Below are 15,331 nucleotides of genomic sequence, written 5' to 3'. Positions count from 1 at the left end.
CGGGGATCGTGCATCCGCTCTTGCCCTTGGCGTGGTCGCTGGTGGGGTGTGCGCCGGTCTGGTGTGTGTGGTGCGCGGACGCCCCCGGGCTCTGCTTCGCCCCGGTCGTGCTCGCCGAATGGGCGCCGCACCCGCCAGCACAAGGCCGGCCGCCATCACGCCCATCAGTCTGGACCAGTTCATCGTGTCCCCCAGTCGGTTGGTCACCCGGAGAGATGGCGGCATGACGATGTTGGTTGCCTGTCACCAACGCCCGGGACAGCACACCCAACTGCCGTTGGCGCGCCGGAGCTCTGCCGCCAAGTGGTGTTGCAGCGGCTCGCCGACCGCCGCGAGGTCGTGGACGAAGGTGAGGGTGTCCTGGCTGGTCAGGTCGTAGCGGCGGCGGGTGGCGGTGACCTCCTTCGCGGTGGGCGTGAGCGCCATCTGATGGGTGCTCAGTTCCACGGTGCCCTCGCCCGCGCGGCCGACCAGGATCTCCGCGATCCCCGTGGGCTGGGTGATCAACGCCTCCACGCGGCCCTCCGGCTGCAGCCGCCACCAGCCGCTCTCGCGGGCGGCGGGCCGTAGCGGGGCGTCGTCCGTGTCGAGGAGCCAGGCGCGTGCCTCGTAACGGAGGAACGGCCGCCCGTCGTGGCTGAAGGTGACCTCCTGTGCGTACGTGAACTCCTCGGCCAGCGTCGGGTACCCGCCACGCCCCCGGCCGACCCAGGTGCCCAGGAGCCCGGTCAGCGGCGCGAGCAGTGCGTGGGGCGCAGGTGCTTCGTCCGGCCGGAACGCATCGGGGTACGGGTGCTTCGGGGCGGGGTCGGACATGAGGTGCGCTCCTGAGACGTAGGAAGGTCGGTGCTGGTGGCAGCCTAGGGCCGGTGAGCCGTACGGCGGCCGGACGTCGAGGGTCGCCTGGGGTCCGTGTCCCTACGGCTCCTCGCCGGGGATCGACAGATACGCCTCGCGCAGCGTGCTCAGCACCGGGTCCGCAACGGCCAGCGGGGCGTCATCGATCGCCGTCAACGCCCGGACGCCGATGCTGGTGTTGGTGGCGAATGCCGCCCGCATCCCCTTGGCCCGGGCCAGGGTGAGCGGGGTGATCCGGTGCTCGACCTGCTGTTGCAGGAGCTTCATGGTGATGCCGGGCAGCACGGGGGCCTGCGGCCACACCACGGTGCCGGCGTCGTCGATGAAGCCGACGTTCCAGGTGGCTCCTTCGCTGACGTGCCCGTCGGGCCCGACGAACAGGGCGTCGTCGAAGCCGGCGAGCTGTGCCGCGCGGCGGACGTGCAGGGCGCCGAACAGTCCGCAGTGCTTGACCTGCGGGAGGTCGCGCTCATGGGGGACGCTCGTCACCCGCAACGGCGGCGGGGGCATCGCCCCGGCCGGGCGTACGGTGACCAGCACCCGGGGCTGATCGGCGGCTGCCGGGTGACCGACGGCCACCGTGGGGTCGTAGACCGTCACGCGGACCACGCACGGACCACGCTGCCCCGCCAGTGCCTGGCGGACGAACTGCCGGACGCGGCCGGTGTCCAGAGCGGCGCCCCAGACGGTCCCGCAGTCCCGTACGAGACGGTCCAGGTGCAGGGACAGTCCCCGGATCCGGTGGTCGGCGTCGGCACGCATGGTCGTGAAGTGTCCGTAGCCCGTCAACGCCAGCGGGAGCAAGTCATCGGTGGTAACGGGCTTTCCGTCGAGATGCGCCATGCCCCACAGCATGTCAGGAGGCTTCCAGGTCGAGCTGGTACTGGAGCACCTCGTGCGTGGGTTCATAACCGAGTTCCTCGTTGATGCGCCTCATGTGCGTGTTGCTGTCGGCGGTGTCGGTCACAAGGCCACCGAGGCCCGGGTGGTGCCCGTGGGCATAGCTGATCGACGCCGCCTTCATCCATCGGCCGAGACCGTGGCCGCGGTGCGCGGGCAGTACGCCGGTTCCATAGTGTTGGCCGTCGCCCGCACCGCTGCCGGGGACGACCAGTTCCGTGAAACCGGCGATCGAGCCGTCGGACTCGTCGACGGCGGCGACGGTGTGCAGCTGGTCGCCGCGCTCCGCGACCGCCCGGGCCGCGGCGCGGACCCGGTCCACGTCCCAGACGACGGTGCCGTGATCGGTGTCGTCCATGGGCATGTCGTCCATGGCGCGGCGCGAGGCCGCGAAGGTCTGGGCGAGGTCGTCGGGGACGGTCCCGAGCCATGACACCAGCCGGTAGCCGGGGTGCGGACGTGCGACGGCATCGGCCAGGGCGGCGCTGTCCACGTCGGCCAGTGACAAGCGGGTGAACCGCAGCGTGAGGACCTTGCGGAAGCCGCGGGCCGACAGGAAGGAGTCGCCGGGCGATCCGGCGTCGGCCTGGGCGATGACGCTGCGTCTGGCGTTGTCCCGAGCCGCTGCCACCGCGACGTCGAGCAGCCGGGAGCCGACGTTGTTGCGGCGCTCCACCGGATGCACCTGGACGGCGAGTTCGGCCAGGTGGTCCTGCCCCGGCGGCGGTGAACAGGCGGAGGAATGCCGTCCCGACGGGTATGGCGTCGGCGTCGGACGCCAGCCAGGCAAGACGCCGGCTGTACCGCCCGTCTTCGGGATCGGTCAGGGCGGTGAGGTGAAGCGACAAGAGGTCTCCGTCGTGAGGGGTGAGGGCAAGCGGCAAGCGGTGCGTGGGTGTTCCGGGCGATTCTCACCGCCCGGAACACCCGTGCGCCACCGCAAAAACAGCGGCCTACCTGGCGAGTTCGGCCGGCTCGTCCAACCGCGTCAGCTTCTGCGGGTTGGCCACCGCGTGGATCCGGGTGACCCGCCCGTCCTCCACCACGAGGCTCACCGCGGCCAGCCGGCCGTCGATCTCGATCCGGCCCGCGGGTGCGCCGTTGAGCCACACGGCCGACACCGCACGGCCGGGCCGCGCGAGCAGCGTCGCCACCAGCTCGGCCCCGTGGATGGGGGCCCGAGCGGCTGCGGCGAGCCCGCCGCCATCGGCGATCAGGACCACGTCCGGCGCCATGACCTCCAGCAGCTCCTGGACCTGCCCGGTGCGCAGGGCGGCCAGGAACCGCTCCACCACGGCCTGCTGCTCCGACCGGCTCACCTGCACCCGCGGCCGCCGGGCCGCCACATGCTCGCGGGCCCGCCGGGCGATCTGCCGCACCGCCGCAGCGGACTTCCCGACGGCCTCGGCGATCTCGCCGTACGGCAGGTCGAAGACCTCCCGCAGCACGAACACCGCCCGCTCCGCCGGCCCGAGCGTTTCCAGCACGGTCAGCATCGCGATCGAGACGCTCTCCGCGAGTTCGACGTCCTCGGCGACATCCGGGCTGGTCAGCAGCGGTTCCGGCAGCCACTCGCCGACGTATTCCTCCCGGCGGCGGGACAGCGTCCGCAGACGGTTGAGGGCCTGCCGGGTGACGACCCGGACGAGGTACCCCCGCGGGTCGTTCACCTGTGACTGGTCGACGCCGGCCCACCGCAACCAGGAATCCTGCAGCACGTCCTCCGCATCGGCCGCCGACCCGAGCATCTCGTAGGCGACCGTGAAGAGCAGGGTGCGGTGGGCGACGAACGGGTCCTCGGTCATGCCGTCGATGCCGCGCCGGAGCGCACCGGACGAGTGGCCAACGGAACCTCGCAGGCCTCGGAGAAGCCCTGCGAGGCCACCCCGTTCGCGTTGTTGTTCCTGGTCGCCATGTTGACGAAGGCGATGTACGCGGTGAGTTCGACCATCGCCGCCGGGCCGAGCCGGTCCAGCAGGCCCGCGTACAGCTCATCGGTGACGGTCGGCGGCGTGCTCGTCATGGCCTCGGCATACTCAAGGACGTCCCGCTCCAGCGGCGTGAACACCTCCGACTCCCGCCAGCGCGGCACCTGGCTCGCCTTGGTCAGGTCCAGGTTCTGGTTCTGCGCCTGGAAGTAGCCGACATCGAGGCACCAGCTGCAGCCGACCTGCGCCGCGACGGCCATGTGCGCAAACGACTTGAGGCCCTCATCGGCCGCATCCCACTCAGCCAGCTTGGCCGAGAACTCCAGGTTGGCCGTGGCGACCTTGGGGCTGTGCCACACCACCTCGACGGGCTCGGGCACGGCACCGAGCTGCTTGATCATGTTCTCGCGGAGGTCGGCGGGAAGCTCAGCCTTCGGAACGCGTAGCGACATGGTGTTCTCCCTGTAGGTGTGTATGTCTGCCGGTACGCCATGAAGACACCGCCGCATCCTCGGATGTGACAACCCTGGCTGGCCCGGGGTGGGTGACGCATCAGCCGGGCAGGTATCCGGCGAGTTGCTCCCATTGCAGGCGTAGTTGCTCCCACTGTCCTACGGGCGGGGCGCCGGGTGGGGCGGTCACCAGGTGGAGGCTGACGTGGTCGGCACCGGCGTCGAAGTGTGCCTGGACGCGGTGGGCGATGTGCTCGCCACGGCCGTGGGCCACCAGTGCGTCGATCAGCCGGTCGTCGAGCAAGTCCGGGTCCGGGCGCCCCAGTTCACGCAGCAGCTCCGAACGCGCCCACGGCGCAACGGTAAGGCCATGGCGCCGCGGGCCGCGGCCGGTGGCTCGCGGCGGGGTGACCCGTTGAGCCGGTAGCCCGGTTTCCGGCGACCCGCGGCACGGTTCAACTCACCGTCATTCAGCGGGAATCGACTCCCGCAGGGCCTTTGCGGTAGCGCCGGGGTCGTACCCCTCGGGCACGCCCTCGACCAGGATGATGTCGCCCTCGATGTGCCGCGAACGCAGCGGTGCGATCTCCTGGTAGGCGGGCGAGTCCCACCAGGCCCGCGCCTCGGCCGTGCCGGGAAAACCGATCACCACGACGTGCCCGGGCCAGCTGCCCTCCTTCACCTCGTGCTGCGCCGCGTGCACGAGAAAGCGACCGCCGTACGGTTCGAAGGTCGCGGTGATCCGCTCGATGTACTCAGCGATCTCCGCATGCGGTACCGCCTCCTGGAGATGGCCTATGACGTAAGCAGGCATGAAAACCTTCCCGTTGGTACGGCTGAGATACGCCGCGATCATGGCACGCAGCCGGTCGACGTCGAAGATGTTTTCGAAAAGCTGCCTGGTCGGGACACCGAGCGCGACGGCCGTGTCGACAACTCACTGCGGTGTGGCCGCTGTTCGGCCATCGCATGCCGCCATGGCGCCCGGCGCCCGACCAGACACCGCCCGCGCCCGACGGCTACCAGCCACTCACGCCTGGTTGCAGTCAGGGCACAGACCTCGGTAGGTCATCTCGACCTCGGAGACGGTGAAGCCGAAGCGTTCGGAGGCGGGCAGGTCGGCCAGGGGGTCGCCGGCGGGGTGGACGTCCCGGATGGCGCCGCAGTTCGAGCAGACCAAGTGCTGGTGGGGGCGGTGGGCGTTGGGGTCGTAGCGCTTGGCGCGGCCGTCGGTGGCCACCTCGGCCACCTCGCCGAGCGAGACGAGCTCGCCGAGGGTGTTGTAGACGGTTGCGCGGGAGATCTCCGGCAGCCGGACAGCGGCGCGGGCGAGCACCTCGTCCGCGGTGAGGTGGACGTGCTCGCCGTCGAGTACCTCGGCGACTACCCGGCGCTGGGCAGTCATCCGCCAGCCTCGTCGGCGGAGCCGGTCCAGCAGGTCGCTCATGACCACCAGCCTTACTGTGCGTCTTCCGGACAGCGCACCTCCGGACAGTGCGTCTTCCGGCGAATGAATCCGTACGGGTCTGGCTGTTGTATTGACTTGGACTTCGTCCATCGTAGGATCGGTTCCGGCGACAGCCAAGGGACAGGACAACAGCAGGGAAAGCCCGTGACGGTTGATGGGACGGGTCCGCTCACCACCGCCTCCGGTGCCCTGGCCGCGGACAGCCAGGACAGCGCGCAGGCGGGTGCCGGCGGCCCGGCGCTGGTCGAGGAGCAGGTCCTGCTGGAGCAGCTCTTACTGAAGCAGCTGCTGCAGGAGCAGGTCGCCCCTTTCGGGCGGGAGTGTGCCGTTCGCGTACGCGCCGTCGGTGCCGGTGCGGGTTCTCTGCCCAGGCAGAGGTCGTCCTGGCGTCGGGCCGGTCGGCCGGCCGGTCCGGTGCGGGGGATCCGTGCGCGACGGCCGCCACCACTGCGCGTGCCGGTCCTGCGGTGTCGTCGCTGATGTCCACCACGCGGTCGGTATGGCGTTGTGGCTGACCGTGTCCGACGACCACGGCCTCTCGTTCGTCGGGGCCGGTCACCTCCCGGGGCCCGCCGCCCCGGCTGTTTTCCCATCCGTAGTTCCTGAGCACCGTGATCTGCCCAGTTCGGTGATCTGCCCAGTTCGGAAGGATTCCCATGTCTGAGAACCACGACGCGATCGTCACGGACCCGAAGTCCGAGGAGGCAGGCGGCTGCCCGGTTGCGCACGGGCGCGCCCTGCACCCGACCCAGGGCGGTGGCAACGCCCAGTGGTGGCCGGAGCGGCTCAATCTGAAGATCCTCGCCAAGAATCCCGCCGTGGCCAACCCGCTGGGTGAGGACTTCGACTACGCCGCGGCGTTCAAGAGCCTCGACCTCCCGGCCGTGAAACGGGACATCGCCGAGTTGCTGACGGACTCCAAGGACTGGTGGCCGGCCGACTTCGGTCACTACGGCCCGTTCATGATCCGTATGGCCTGGCACAGCGCGGGCACCTACCGCATCAGCGACGGCCGCGGCGGCGCCGGAGCCGGTCAGCAGCGCTTCGCCCCGCTCAACAGCTGGCCGGACAACGGCAACCTCGACAAGGCCCGCCGTCTGCTGTGGCCGGTCAAGAAGAAGTACGGCAAGAACCTGTCCTGGGCCGACCTCATGATCCTCGCCGGCAACGTCGCCCTGGAGTCCATGGGCTTCACGACCTTCGGCTTCGCCGGTGGCCGCGAGGACGTGTGGGAGTCCGAGGAGGACGTGTACTGGGGTCCCGAGAAGGTCTGGCTCGACGACCAGCGCTACACCGGCGACCGCGAGCTGGAGAACCCGCTCGGCGCGGTCCAGATGGGCCTGATCTACGTCAACCCCGAGGGCCCGAACGGCACCCCGGACCCGATCGCCGCGGCCCGCGACATCCGTGAGACGTTCCGCCGGATGGCGATGAACGACGAGGAGACCGTCGCCCTGATCGCCGGTGGTCACACCTTCGGCAAGACCCACGGCGCCGGCCCGGCCGAGAACGTCGGCCCCGACCCGGAGGCCGCCCCGATCGAGGCGCAGGGCCTGGGCTGGGTGAACAGCTTCGGCACCGGCAAGGGCGGCGACGCGATCACCAGTGGCCTGGAGGTCACCTGGACCGCGACGCCGACCCAGTGGGGCAACGGCTTCTTCAAGAACCTCTTCGAGTACGAGTACGAGCTGACCAAGAGCCCGGCCGGCGCCCACCAGTGGGTGGCGAAGAACGCCGAGGCGATCATCCCCGACGCGCACGACCCGTCGAAGAAGAAGCTCCCGACGATGCTCACCACCGACCTGTCGCTGCGCTTCGACCCGGTCTACGAGCAGATCTCGCGGCGCTTCTACGAGAACCCGGACGAGTTCGCGGACGCCTTCGCCCGTGCCTGGTACAAGCTGACCCACCGCGACCTGGGCCCGAAGTCGCTGTACCTCGGTCCGGAGGTCCCGGAGGAGACCCTGCTGTGGCAGGACCCGCTGCCGGAGGCCGAGGGCGAGGTCATCGACGCCGAGGACATCGCGGCCCTGAAGGCCAAGCTGCTCGGTTCGGGGCTGACCGTCGCGCAGCTGGTGTCCACCGCATGGGCGTCGGCCTCGACCTTCCGTGCCAGCGACAAGCGCGGCGGCGCCAACGGTGGCCGCATCCGCCTGGAGCCGCAGCGCGGCTGGGAGGCCAACGACCCCGACCAGCTGGCGCTGGTGCTGCGCACCCTTGAGGGCATCCAGCGGGAGTTCCATGCCTCGTCCGGCGCCAAGAAGGTCTCGCTGGCCGACCTGATCGTCCTCGGTGGCGCCGCCGCCGTGGAGAAGGCCGCCAAGGACGCCGGTTACGACGTCGAGGTGCCCTTTGCGCCGGGCCGCGTGGACGCGACGGAGGAGCACACCGACGCGGAGTCCTTCGCGGCGCTGGAGCCCACCGCCGACGGCTTCCGCAACTACCTGGGCAAGGGCAACCGCCTGCCGGCCGAATACCTCCTGCTCGACAAGGCGAACCTGCTGGGCCTGAGCGCCCCCGAGCTGACCGTCCTCGTCGGCGGCCTGCGCGTCCTGGGCGCGAACCACCAGCAGACCTCGCACGGCGTCTTCACCGACACCCCGGGCAACCTGACGAACGACTTCTTCGTCAACCTGCTCGACCTGGGCACGACGTGGCAGGCGACCTCGGAGGACCAGAACACCTTCGAGGGCCGCGACGACGCGACCGGCGAGGTCAAGTGGACCGGCACCCGCGCAGACCTCGTCTTCGGCTCGAACTCCGAGCTGCGCGCGCTCGCCGAGGTCTACGCGAGCGACGACGCGAAGGAGAAGTTCGTGCACGACTTCGTCGCGGCATGGGTCAAGGTGTCGAACCTGGACCGGTTCGATCTGGCCTGATCACGCATCGAGTGACCTGAGGTGACGTCCGGGTCGGCCCGCGGGGGGCCGGCCCGGACGTCCTGCATTTCGGGGGAACGTATATTTTCGGGGCGCACATTTCGGGAGAATGGGCTCCTTCGCAGCCGCACTGTGAACGCCGTACTTCGCGCGCGTGACAGCGAATTCGGTATGTGAGACGCCTTCGGAAGAGCCGTTGACGTGGCCGGATTTCGCTGTCAACCTCTCGGGTGTGAGCCAGTCCGAGGAATTCGCCGCGCGCCTGCACGTCGATCTGCGACGTCAGGCCAGCGCCATCTGTGCCGCTGGTCGCTAGCCGGCCCTGTCGACCGGGGCCGGGCTCTCTCCTGACTCGTTCCATGAATCCCAGGGCGTTGCCATGCCCGGTTTTCTCGCGGCTTCCGTGGATGACGGATCTGCCGCTGCGCATGGCCGTTTGACCACGGGCAATTCGCGACGAGGTTTCTTTTCCACTGACCGGTGTTTGTGCTGCGCGCCCGCGCACATCGCCGCGCACTGTACGCGTTTCCCCCTCCCGAAACAGGAATTTCCCATGACCACATGGAACGCATCGACCCGACGACAATTCCTCACTCTGCTCGGAATGTCGGCGGCCGCGGTGAGTTGCGGCACGACGGCGACCGGTGCGTCTGCCGGCCGGGGGCAGACCAGGACGCTCCGGTACCAGGGCTGGGCCGGCCAGGTCATCCTGCCGGAACTGGCCGCGGACCTCGGCTTTCTGGAAGACGTCAAGCTGAAGTGGATCGGCAACACCACCAGCGGCCCGCAGGACATCCAGTCCGCGGCCACCGGCCAGATCGACTTCGGCGGGGCGTTCAACGGCGCGGTCGTCAAACTGGCCGCGAACAAGGCGCCCATCAAGGCCGTCATCAGCTATTACGGCGCCGACAAGGACGCGTACAACGGGTACTACGTACTCGACGGCAGCCCGATCCGCTCGGCCCGTGACCTGATCGGCAAGAAAGTTGGGATGAACACCCTCGGGGCCCATGCCGAGGCGTTGCTCGACATCTATTTGGAGCGGGGCGGTCTGTCCCGGGAGCAGACGGGCAAGGTCGAACCGCTGGTGGTGCCGCCCGTCAACACCGAGCAGAGCCTGCGTCAGCACCAGATCGAGGTGGCCGTGCTGGGCGGAATTCTGCGTGACAAGGCGCTGGCGAAGGGCGGAATTCGCCAGTTGTTCAGTGACTACGGGCTGCTCGGCGCCTTCAGTGCCGGCACGTATGTGATGACGGACCGCTTTCTCCAGCAGAACCCGGACACCGCCCGGATCTTCGTCACCGGGGTGGGGCGGGCCATCGAGTGGTCCCGCGCCACCCCGCGCAAGGAAGTCGTCGCCCGCATGACGGACATCGTGCAGAAGCGCGGGCGCAATGAGGACGTCGCTCCGCTGCAGTACTGGAGGTCGTGGGGCGTGGCCGAGACGGCCGGCCGTATCACCGGTAAGGAACTCCAGCTCTGGGTCGATTGGCTGGCCAAGCGCGGCGACATCCGGAAGGGCCAGGTGACGGTGTCCGAGCTCTACACGAACGAGTTCAACGGCAATGGGTCCAAGGCCCATAAGACGGGCGGCTCCGGGGCTCCTTCGCCGTCTTCTTCGCCGTCTCCTTCCCCATCGAATTCCTCTTCGGATTCCTCTTCGGATTCCCCTTCGAAGAGCGGGAGTTGACCATGACGGAAGCAATCACACCCAAGATCGCGTTCGAGGGCGTACGGAAGGACTTCACCGTCAAGGACCGGGCACGGAAGGGCCGGGCGGGTGCGGACCGCGCGGGGGCACGGCGGGTGACCCGGTTCACCGCCCTCGACGGGATCGACCTGGAGATAGCGGCGGGTGAGTTCGTCGTCCTGGTCGGGCCCAGCGGTTGCGGGAAGTCGACCTTGCTGGATCTGCTCGGCGGTCTCGCCCGCCCGACCAGCGGGCGGATTCTGCTGGACGGCCGACCCGTCACCGGCCCGGGCCTGGACCGCGGCATCGTCTTCCAGCAGTACGCGCTGCTGCCCTGGCGCACGGCGCTCGGCAATGTCGAGTTCGGCCTGGAGGCCACCGGGGTACCACGGCGCCAACGTGGCGCACGGGCAAGGGAGTTCCTGGAGCTGGTCGGTCTGTCCGGGTTCGAGAACCGACATCCGCACGAGCTGTCGGGCGGGATGCGGCAGCGGGTCGCGATCGCCCGCAGCCTCGCCTACGACCCTGACGTGCTGCTGATGGACGAGCCGTTCGCCGCGCTGGACGCCCAGACCAGGGAGTCGCTGCAGGACGAACTGCTGCGGATCTGGCAGCGCACCGGAAAGACGGTCGTGTTCATCACGCACGGGATCGAGGAGGCCGTCTATCTGGGACAGCGGGTCGCCGTCATGACCTCCCGGCCCGGCCGGATCAAGCAGGTCGTGCCGATCGCCCTGGACGCGCGCACGGAGACGGACGACCTGCGGTCCAGCCCCGAGTTCGCGCGGTACCGGCACGACATCTGGTCGCTGCTGCACGACGAGGTCGCCAGGTCCCAGCAGTTGGAGAAGGAGGCGGTTTTCGTATGAGCCCCGCACTCGGCACGAACGCCGCAACCAGCACACGCCCCGGCACCGGCACTGGAACCGGCAGCACGCGAACCCCCGCCCTCCCCGTACCCGTGCGCTCCTCCGAACCGCCACCGGGCGTGCCACCCCGATCCCGCTCCCGCTCGACGGCGGGCTTCCGCCGGGCGGTGCGCCGACTGCCGTCCCTCCTGCTGAAGGGCGTCACCAAATCCGCGGCGGTCGTCGCCCTGCTGCTTCTGTGGGAGGCCGCGCCTCGGCTCGGTCTGGTCGACCGGACGTTCCTACCGCCGTTCAGCGAGGTCGCCGGGGCCTGGTGGGAGCTGGCGGCCGACGGTCAGCTGGCCGACCACACGGGCGCCAGCCTGGCACGGTCGTTCAGCGGATTCGGGCTGGCGGTGGCCGTCGCCGTGCCGCTCGGTCTGCTGATCGGGTGGTACCGGCCGGTCGCCGACCTGCTCGGACCGCTGCTGGAGGTCTTCCGCAACACCGCCGCGCTGGCCCTGCTGCCGGTGTTCGTCCTACTGCTGGGGATCGGCGAGACCTCGAAGATCTCCATCGTGGTGTACGCGTGCACCTGGCCGATCCTGCTCAACACCATCAGCGCCGTACGCAACGTCGACCCGACGCTGCTCCGGCTGGCCAGGTCGATGGACCTGTCCGCGCCGCGCCTGTTCCAGAAGGTCATCCTGCCGTCCTCGGTACCGGTCATGTTCACCGGCATCCGGCTGGCCGGAGCGGCATCGATCCTGGTGCTGGTCGCCGCCGAGATGATCGGCGCCAAGGCAGGTCTGGGCTACCTGATCAACTCCTCGCAGTTCAACTTCGCGATCCCGCAGATGTACGCCGGGATCCTCACCATCTCCGCCATCGGCGTGGCCTTCAACCAGGTCCTGGTGACCGTGGAGCGGCGGCTCAGCTCCTGGCGCGTCCCCACCGCCGGCTGACCCGGCCGCACTCCGGCACCCATTCCGCTTCCGAGGAGCCCCTATGCCTCCCGTCGACCATCCCACCACCCCTCGCCGGCTGCACCTCAACGCCTTCCTGATGAACGCCGGCCACCACGACGCCGCCTGGCGGCACCCGCGTACGCAGCCGGAACGCATCACGGACCTGCGCTACTTCCAGCAGCTCGCGCAGACCGCCGAGCGCGGCCGGCTCGACTCGATCTTCTTCGCCGACGGCCTGGCGCTGTGGGGAAAGGTCCGTCACAACGCCCTCGGCGGCTTCGAACCGCTCACCCTGCTGTCCGCACTGGCCGCGGTCACCGAACACATCGGGTTGATCGCCACGGTGTCGACCACCTTCAACGAGCCGTTCCACACCGCCCGCAAGTTCGCCTCCCTGGACCACATCAGCGGCGGCCGGGCCGGCTGGAACATCGTCACCTCGGGCACCGTCAACGAAGCCCGCAACTTCGGACAGGACGAGCACCTGGAACACCGGCTGCGCTACGCGCGGGCGCGGGAGTTCGTCGAGGTCGCAACCAAGCTGTGGGACAGCTGGGAGGACGACGCGATCCTGCTCGACCGTGAGCGCGGCGTCTACGCCGACACCGGCCGGGTGCGGGAGATCAGCCACCGTGGAGCGTACTTCGGGGTGCAGGGCCCGCTGAACGTCCCGCGCAGTCCGCAGGGCCACCCACTGCTGGTGCAGGCAGGTTCGTCGGAGGACGGGAAGGAGTTCGCGGCCGAGTACGCGGAGGCCGTGTTCACGGCCCAGCAGACCCTCGCCGACGCCCAGTCGTTCTACAAGGACCTCAAGTCCCGGCTGGCGCGCCATGGCCGGTCCGAGAACGAGCTGAAGGTCCTGCCCGGCATCTGCCCGGTCATCGGATCGACCGAGGCCGAGGCGCAGGCGCTGGACCGCGAGCTGACGGGGCTTCAGGTTCCCGAGTACGGGCTCGCCCAGCTGTCCGGGATGCTCGGCACCGATCTGACCGGGCTGCCGCTGGACGGGCCACTGCCCGAACTGCCCGAGGAACGGGACATCAACGGGAACAAGAGCCGTTTCACGCTCGTCGCCGAACTCGCCCGCCGCGACGGCCTCACCCTGCGCGAACTCATCGCCCGCCTCGGCGGCGGACGCGGCCACCGGGTCGTCGTCGGCACGCCCGAGCAGATCGCCGACCAGCTCCAGGAGTGGTTCAGCCAAGGCGCTGCCGACGGTTTCAACATCATGCCGCCCCATCTGCCGGGCGGCCTGGAGGACTTCGTCGACCACGTCGTGCCCATCCTCCAGCGGCGCGGTCTGTTCCGTACCGAATACACCGGACGCACCCTGCGCGACCACTACGGCCTGCCCCGCCCCGCCAACCGGACCGCCAACCGCACCGCAAACCGGCCGGCCACCGCCGCAACCCCGACGCGCCACGCGCCGTGACCCCACTGCTCAACTCCCCTACGGCGCTGGCGAATTCCAGCACATTCCCCACCCAACCCATCACCCCCTGAACGGAGAACCGCCAACCATGACCACCAACACAAACCGCAACGGCAACAGCAACAGCAACAGCGCAGGCTTCGACATCCGCCGGATCGGGGGGCGCATCGGCGCCGAGATCACCGGTGTGGACCTCGCCGCCGACCTTGAGCCCGCCCTCGTCACCGAAATCAACTCCGCGCTCCTGGAACACAAGGCCCTGGTCTTCCGCGATCAGCAGCTCGACGACGCCGGCCAGCTCCGGTTCGCCGCCCTCTTCGGCGAGCTCACCACCGCGCATCCCACCGTCCCCTCCGTCGACGGACAGCCGAACATCCTGTCCGTCAACGGCGACGAGGGCATCCGCGCCAACCGCTGGCACACCGATGTCACCTTCGTCCGTACGCCCCCGAAGGCGTCCACGCTGCGCAGCATCGTGGTCCCGCCCTACGGCGGCAATACGCTCATCGCCAACACGGCCGCCGCGTACCAAGATCTGCCCGAGCCCCTGCGTCAGCTGGCCGACAAGCTGTGGGCGGTCCACACCAACGACTACGACTACGCCGCCCCGAAGAACGACAAGGCCGCCGAGCACCGCCGGCAGTTCGTCTCACGGAAGTACCGCACCGCACATCCCCTGGTGCGGGTGCATCCCGAGTCCGGGGAGCGGGGGCTGTTCATCGGCGGCTTCGCGCAGAGCATCGTGGGCCTCGGCCCGTCCGATTCCCGCGACCTGCTGCGCCTGTTCCAGTCCTACGTCACCCGCCCCGAGAACATCGTGCGGGTGGCCTGGACTCCCGGCGACCTCGTCCTCTTCGACAACCGCATCACCCAGCACTACGCCCCCGACGACTACGGCGACCTGCCGCGTCTGCTGCACCGGGTGACCGTCGCCGGTGATGTCCCGGCCGGCATCGACGGCACGCTCAGCCACACCCTCGAAGGCGACGACGCCACCCACTACACGCCCGCCGCGGCCTGAGCCCACCGAGCCCGCCCGCCGGGGCGCCCACCGCGACATGCGGTGGGCGCCCCGGCGTCCGCACCCCAGTCACCCTCGCTTCGAAGGCAACGGCGGCAGTTCCTGGTGCTGCACGGTGAAGGCGCCCTTGACGACCGGCGCGAAGGGAGCGGGGGCCATGCAGGTGCCGGTGGGGGACTCCAGGTCCTTCTTGTCCTTGGCGCGGGGTTCGAAGTTCACGATGTCCCAGCCGAAGCCGAGGCGGTCCGGTCCGGCGCCGCGCCCCTGCTGGATGCTGAGACCGATCCGCTTGCCTTTCGTCCCGACGTTCGACTCCTCCACGACCGCGGTGAGCGTCGCCGTGCCGCCCCCGGTGACCAGGCAGTCGACCTTCGCCTTCGACCAGCCGATGACGTGGTGGGCCGGTGAGTAGTGCCTGATGGTGACGGTGCCCTTGGCGTCGGTGGGCAGTCCGGGCAGCGGCAGTCCCGGCATGCGACGGGTGAAGGGCGCTGCCTCGGCGTCGATGGTGAAGCGGATGTCGTCGTGGGGCGAGTAGACGTACGCGATACGTCCTGATCCGTGGACGCTCGCGACCTTGCTGGACTTCTTCGCGGGTGTCCGGGCGGCGGACGCGTCGCCGGTCGCGGGCCCCGCCGCGGTGATCCCGGCGAGCACTGCGGCGGCGCCCACGGCGCCGAGCGAGACAAAACGCATAGCTAACTCCCGTTAACAAGAAGAAAGTTGGTGGGGTGCCGGTCGGCCTGGACCGAACGGGAACCAGCCTCGCCCGCACCCACCACCCCCGCCCATCGGCCGACCGGCAGATAAATGCAGACCTCCCGTGGCGTGCCTCTGCCGTTCGGCAGAGATGCCAGGCGGAGATGCCAGGCAGAACGCGGACAGCA

At 69.6% G+C, this 15,331-nt stretch carries 16 protein-coding genes and 1 pseudogene; 8 read left to right on the top strand and 9 right to left on the bottom strand.

Annotation, left to right across the window (positions count from 1 at the left end; genetic code table 11):
* Positions 1-243: 243 nt before the first annotated feature.
* The 8 genes and pseudogenes from ACGF4C_RS25575 to ACGF4C_RS25540 all read right to left on the bottom strand — a co-directional run bounded on the left by ACGF4C_RS25575 (position 244) and on the right by ACGF4C_RS25540 (position 5,585).
* Positions 244-816 carry an FABP family protein gene (locus tag ACGF4C_RS25575; protein WP_393569143.1) on the bottom strand — a complete coding sequence of 191 codons (573 nt, stop codon included), beginning with the start codon at positions 814-816 and terminating at the stop codon, positions 244-246.
* Between the two features lie 102 nt (positions 817-918).
* Positions 919-1,701: an aminotransferase class IV family protein gene (locus ACGF4C_RS25570; protein WP_393569142.1), complete on the bottom strand. Its 783-nt coding sequence runs from the start codon at positions 1,699-1,701 to the stop codon at positions 919-921.
* Between the two features lie 13 nt (positions 1,702-1,714).
* Positions 1,715-2,606, bottom strand: a pseudogene (locus tag ACGF4C_RS25565) (GNAT family N-acetyltransferase).
* A 105-nt stretch (positions 2,607-2,711) separates the two neighbouring features.
* A complete protein-coding gene (locus ACGF4C_RS25560) occupies positions 2,712-3,563 on the bottom strand; it encodes an RNA polymerase sigma-70 factor (protein ID WP_393569141.1) in 852 nt (283 codons plus the stop codon).
* Positions 3,560-4,138: a carboxymuconolactone decarboxylase family protein gene (locus ACGF4C_RS25555; RefSeq protein ID WP_393569140.1), complete on the bottom strand. Its 579-nt coding sequence runs from the start codon at positions 4,136-4,138 to the stop codon at positions 3,560-3,562. The genes ACGF4C_RS25560 and ACGF4C_RS25555 overlap by 4 nt, the downstream gene beginning before the upstream one ends.
* Before the next feature lie 100 nt (positions 4,139-4,238).
* Positions 4,239-4,442, bottom strand: a complete 204-nt coding sequence (locus ACGF4C_RS25550; protein ID WP_393569139.1) for a hypothetical protein — start codon at positions 4,440-4,442, stop codon at positions 4,239-4,241.
* A gap of 162 nt (positions 4,443-4,604) precedes the next feature.
* Positions 4,605-4,952 (bottom strand): DUF1330 domain-containing protein, encoded by a 348-nt coding sequence (locus tag ACGF4C_RS25545; RefSeq protein WP_393569138.1) that lies wholly within the window; start codon positions 4,950-4,952, stop codon positions 4,605-4,607.
* 216 nt (positions 4,953-5,168) lie between these two features.
* Positions 5,169-5,585 carry a Fur family transcriptional regulator gene (locus ACGF4C_RS25540; protein ID WP_393569137.1) on the bottom strand — a complete coding sequence of 139 codons (417 nt, stop codon included), beginning with the start codon at positions 5,583-5,585 and terminating at the stop codon, positions 5,169-5,171.
* Positions 5,586-5,750: 165 nt separating this feature from the next.
* Here ACGF4C_RS25540 and ACGF4C_RS25535 point away from each other — a divergent pair, with 165 nt between their 5' ends.
* From ACGF4C_RS25535 to ACGF4C_RS25500, 8 genes are all read left to right on the top strand, one after another.
* On the top strand, positions 5,751-6,086 hold the full coding sequence (locus ACGF4C_RS25535) for a hypothetical protein (RefSeq protein ID WP_393569136.1): 336 nt from the start codon (positions 5,751-5,753) through the stop codon (positions 6,084-6,086).
* A 176-nt stretch (positions 6,087-6,262) separates the two neighbouring features.
* Entirely contained in the window at positions 6,263-8,485 is a 2,223-nt protein-coding gene (katG, locus tag ACGF4C_RS25530; protein ID WP_393569135.1) for a catalase/peroxidase HPI, read from the top strand.
* Between the two features lie 154 nt (positions 8,486-8,639).
* The gene (locus ACGF4C_RS25525; RefSeq protein ID WP_393569134.1) at positions 8,640-8,801 is read left to right on the top strand and encodes a putative leader peptide; all 162 of its coding nucleotides are present in this window, start codon (positions 8,640-8,642) and stop codon (positions 8,799-8,801) included.
* A gap of 63 nt (positions 8,802-8,864) precedes the next feature.
* Positions 8,865-10,175: an ABC transporter substrate-binding protein gene (locus tag ACGF4C_RS25520; protein WP_393569133.1), complete on the top strand. Its 1,311-nt coding sequence runs from the start codon at positions 8,865-8,867 to the stop codon at positions 10,173-10,175.
* 2 nt (positions 10,176-10,177) lie between these two features.
* On the top strand, positions 10,178-11,044 hold the full coding sequence (locus ACGF4C_RS25515; RefSeq protein ID WP_393569132.1) for an ABC transporter ATP-binding protein: 867 nt from the start codon (positions 10,178-10,180) through the stop codon (positions 11,042-11,044).
* Entirely contained in the window at positions 11,041-11,988 is a 948-nt protein-coding gene (locus ACGF4C_RS25510) for an ABC transporter permease (RefSeq protein ID WP_393569131.1), read from the top strand. Before ACGF4C_RS25515 ends, ACGF4C_RS25510 begins: the two co-directional genes overlap by 4 nt.
* 43 nt (positions 11,989-12,031) lie before the next feature.
* On the top strand, positions 12,032-13,423 hold the full coding sequence (locus ACGF4C_RS25505; RefSeq protein WP_393569130.1) for an LLM class flavin-dependent oxidoreductase: 1,392 nt from the start codon (positions 12,032-12,034) through the stop codon (positions 13,421-13,423).
* A gap of 88 nt (positions 13,424-13,511) precedes the next feature.
* The gene (locus ACGF4C_RS25500) at positions 13,512-14,444 is read left to right on the top strand and encodes a TauD/TfdA dioxygenase family protein (protein ID WP_393569129.1); all 933 of its coding nucleotides are present in this window, start codon (positions 13,512-13,514) and stop codon (positions 14,442-14,444) included.
* Between the two features lie 69 nt (positions 14,445-14,513).
* Here ACGF4C_RS25500 and ACGF4C_RS25495 read toward each other — a convergent pair whose 3' ends face one another.
* Positions 14,514-15,140: a hypothetical protein gene (locus tag ACGF4C_RS25495; protein ID WP_393569128.1), complete on the bottom strand. Its 627-nt coding sequence runs from the start codon at positions 15,138-15,140 to the stop codon at positions 14,514-14,516.
* Positions 15,141-15,331 lie beyond the last annotated feature (191 nt).

Origin of the sequence: Streptomyces sp. NPDC048197 (assembly GCF_043202395.1) — a bacterium.
Lineage (GTDB): Bacteria > Actinomycetota > Actinomycetes > Streptomycetales > Streptomycetaceae > Streptomyces > Streptomyces siderophoricus.
This window is presented reverse-complemented; position numbering and strand designations above follow the sequence as displayed.

What these genes read in the sequence shown, in the direction of transcription:
- ACGF4C_RS25540 (WP_393569137.1), bottom strand. Translation starts at nt 5,585, where the DNA reads ATGAGCGACCTGCTGGACCGGCTCCGCCGACGAGGCTGGCGGATGACT.
- ACGF4C_RS25545 (WP_393569138.1), bottom strand. Translation starts at nt 4,952, where the DNA reads ATGCCTGCTTACGTCATAGGCCATCTCCAGGAGGCGGTACCGCATGCG.
- katG (WP_393569135.1), top strand. Translation starts at nt 6,263, where the DNA reads ATGTCTGAGAACCACGACGCGATCGTCACGGACCCGAAGTCCGAGGAG.
- ACGF4C_RS25575 (WP_393569143.1), bottom strand. Translation starts at nt 816, where the DNA reads ATGTCCGACCCCGCCCCGAAGCACCCGTACCCCGATGCGTTCCGGCCG.
- ACGF4C_RS25555 (WP_393569140.1), bottom strand. Translation starts at nt 4,138, where the DNA reads ATGTCGCTACGCGTTCCGAAGGCTGAGCTTCCCGCCGACCTCCGCGAG.
- ACGF4C_RS25510 (WP_393569131.1), top strand. Translation starts at nt 11,041, where the DNA reads ATGAGCCCCGCACTCGGCACGAACGCCGCAACCAGCACACGCCCCGGC.
- ACGF4C_RS25560 (WP_393569141.1), bottom strand. Translation starts at nt 3,563, where the DNA reads ATGACCGAGGACCCGTTCGTCGCCCACCGCACCCTGCTCTTCACGGTC.
- ACGF4C_RS25505 (WP_393569130.1), top strand. Translation starts at nt 12,032, where the DNA reads ATGCCTCCCGTCGACCATCCCACCACCCCTCGCCGGCTGCACCTCAAC.
- ACGF4C_RS25570 (WP_393569142.1), bottom strand. Translation starts at nt 1,701, where the DNA reads ATGGCGCATCTCGACGGAAAGCCCGTTACCACCGATGACTTGCTCCCG.
- ACGF4C_RS25520 (WP_393569133.1), top strand. Translation starts at nt 8,865, where the DNA reads ATGCCCGGTTTTCTCGCGGCTTCCGTGGATGACGGATCTGCCGCTGCG.
- ACGF4C_RS25500 (WP_393569129.1), top strand. Translation starts at nt 13,512, where the DNA reads ATGACCACCAACACAAACCGCAACGGCAACAGCAACAGCAACAGCGCA.
- ACGF4C_RS25515 (WP_393569132.1), top strand. Translation starts at nt 10,178, where the DNA reads ATGACGGAAGCAATCACACCCAAGATCGCGTTCGAGGGCGTACGGAAG.
- ACGF4C_RS25495 (WP_393569128.1), bottom strand. Translation starts at nt 15,140, where the DNA reads ATGCGTTTTGTCTCGCTCGGCGCCGTGGGCGCCGCCGCAGTGCTCGCC.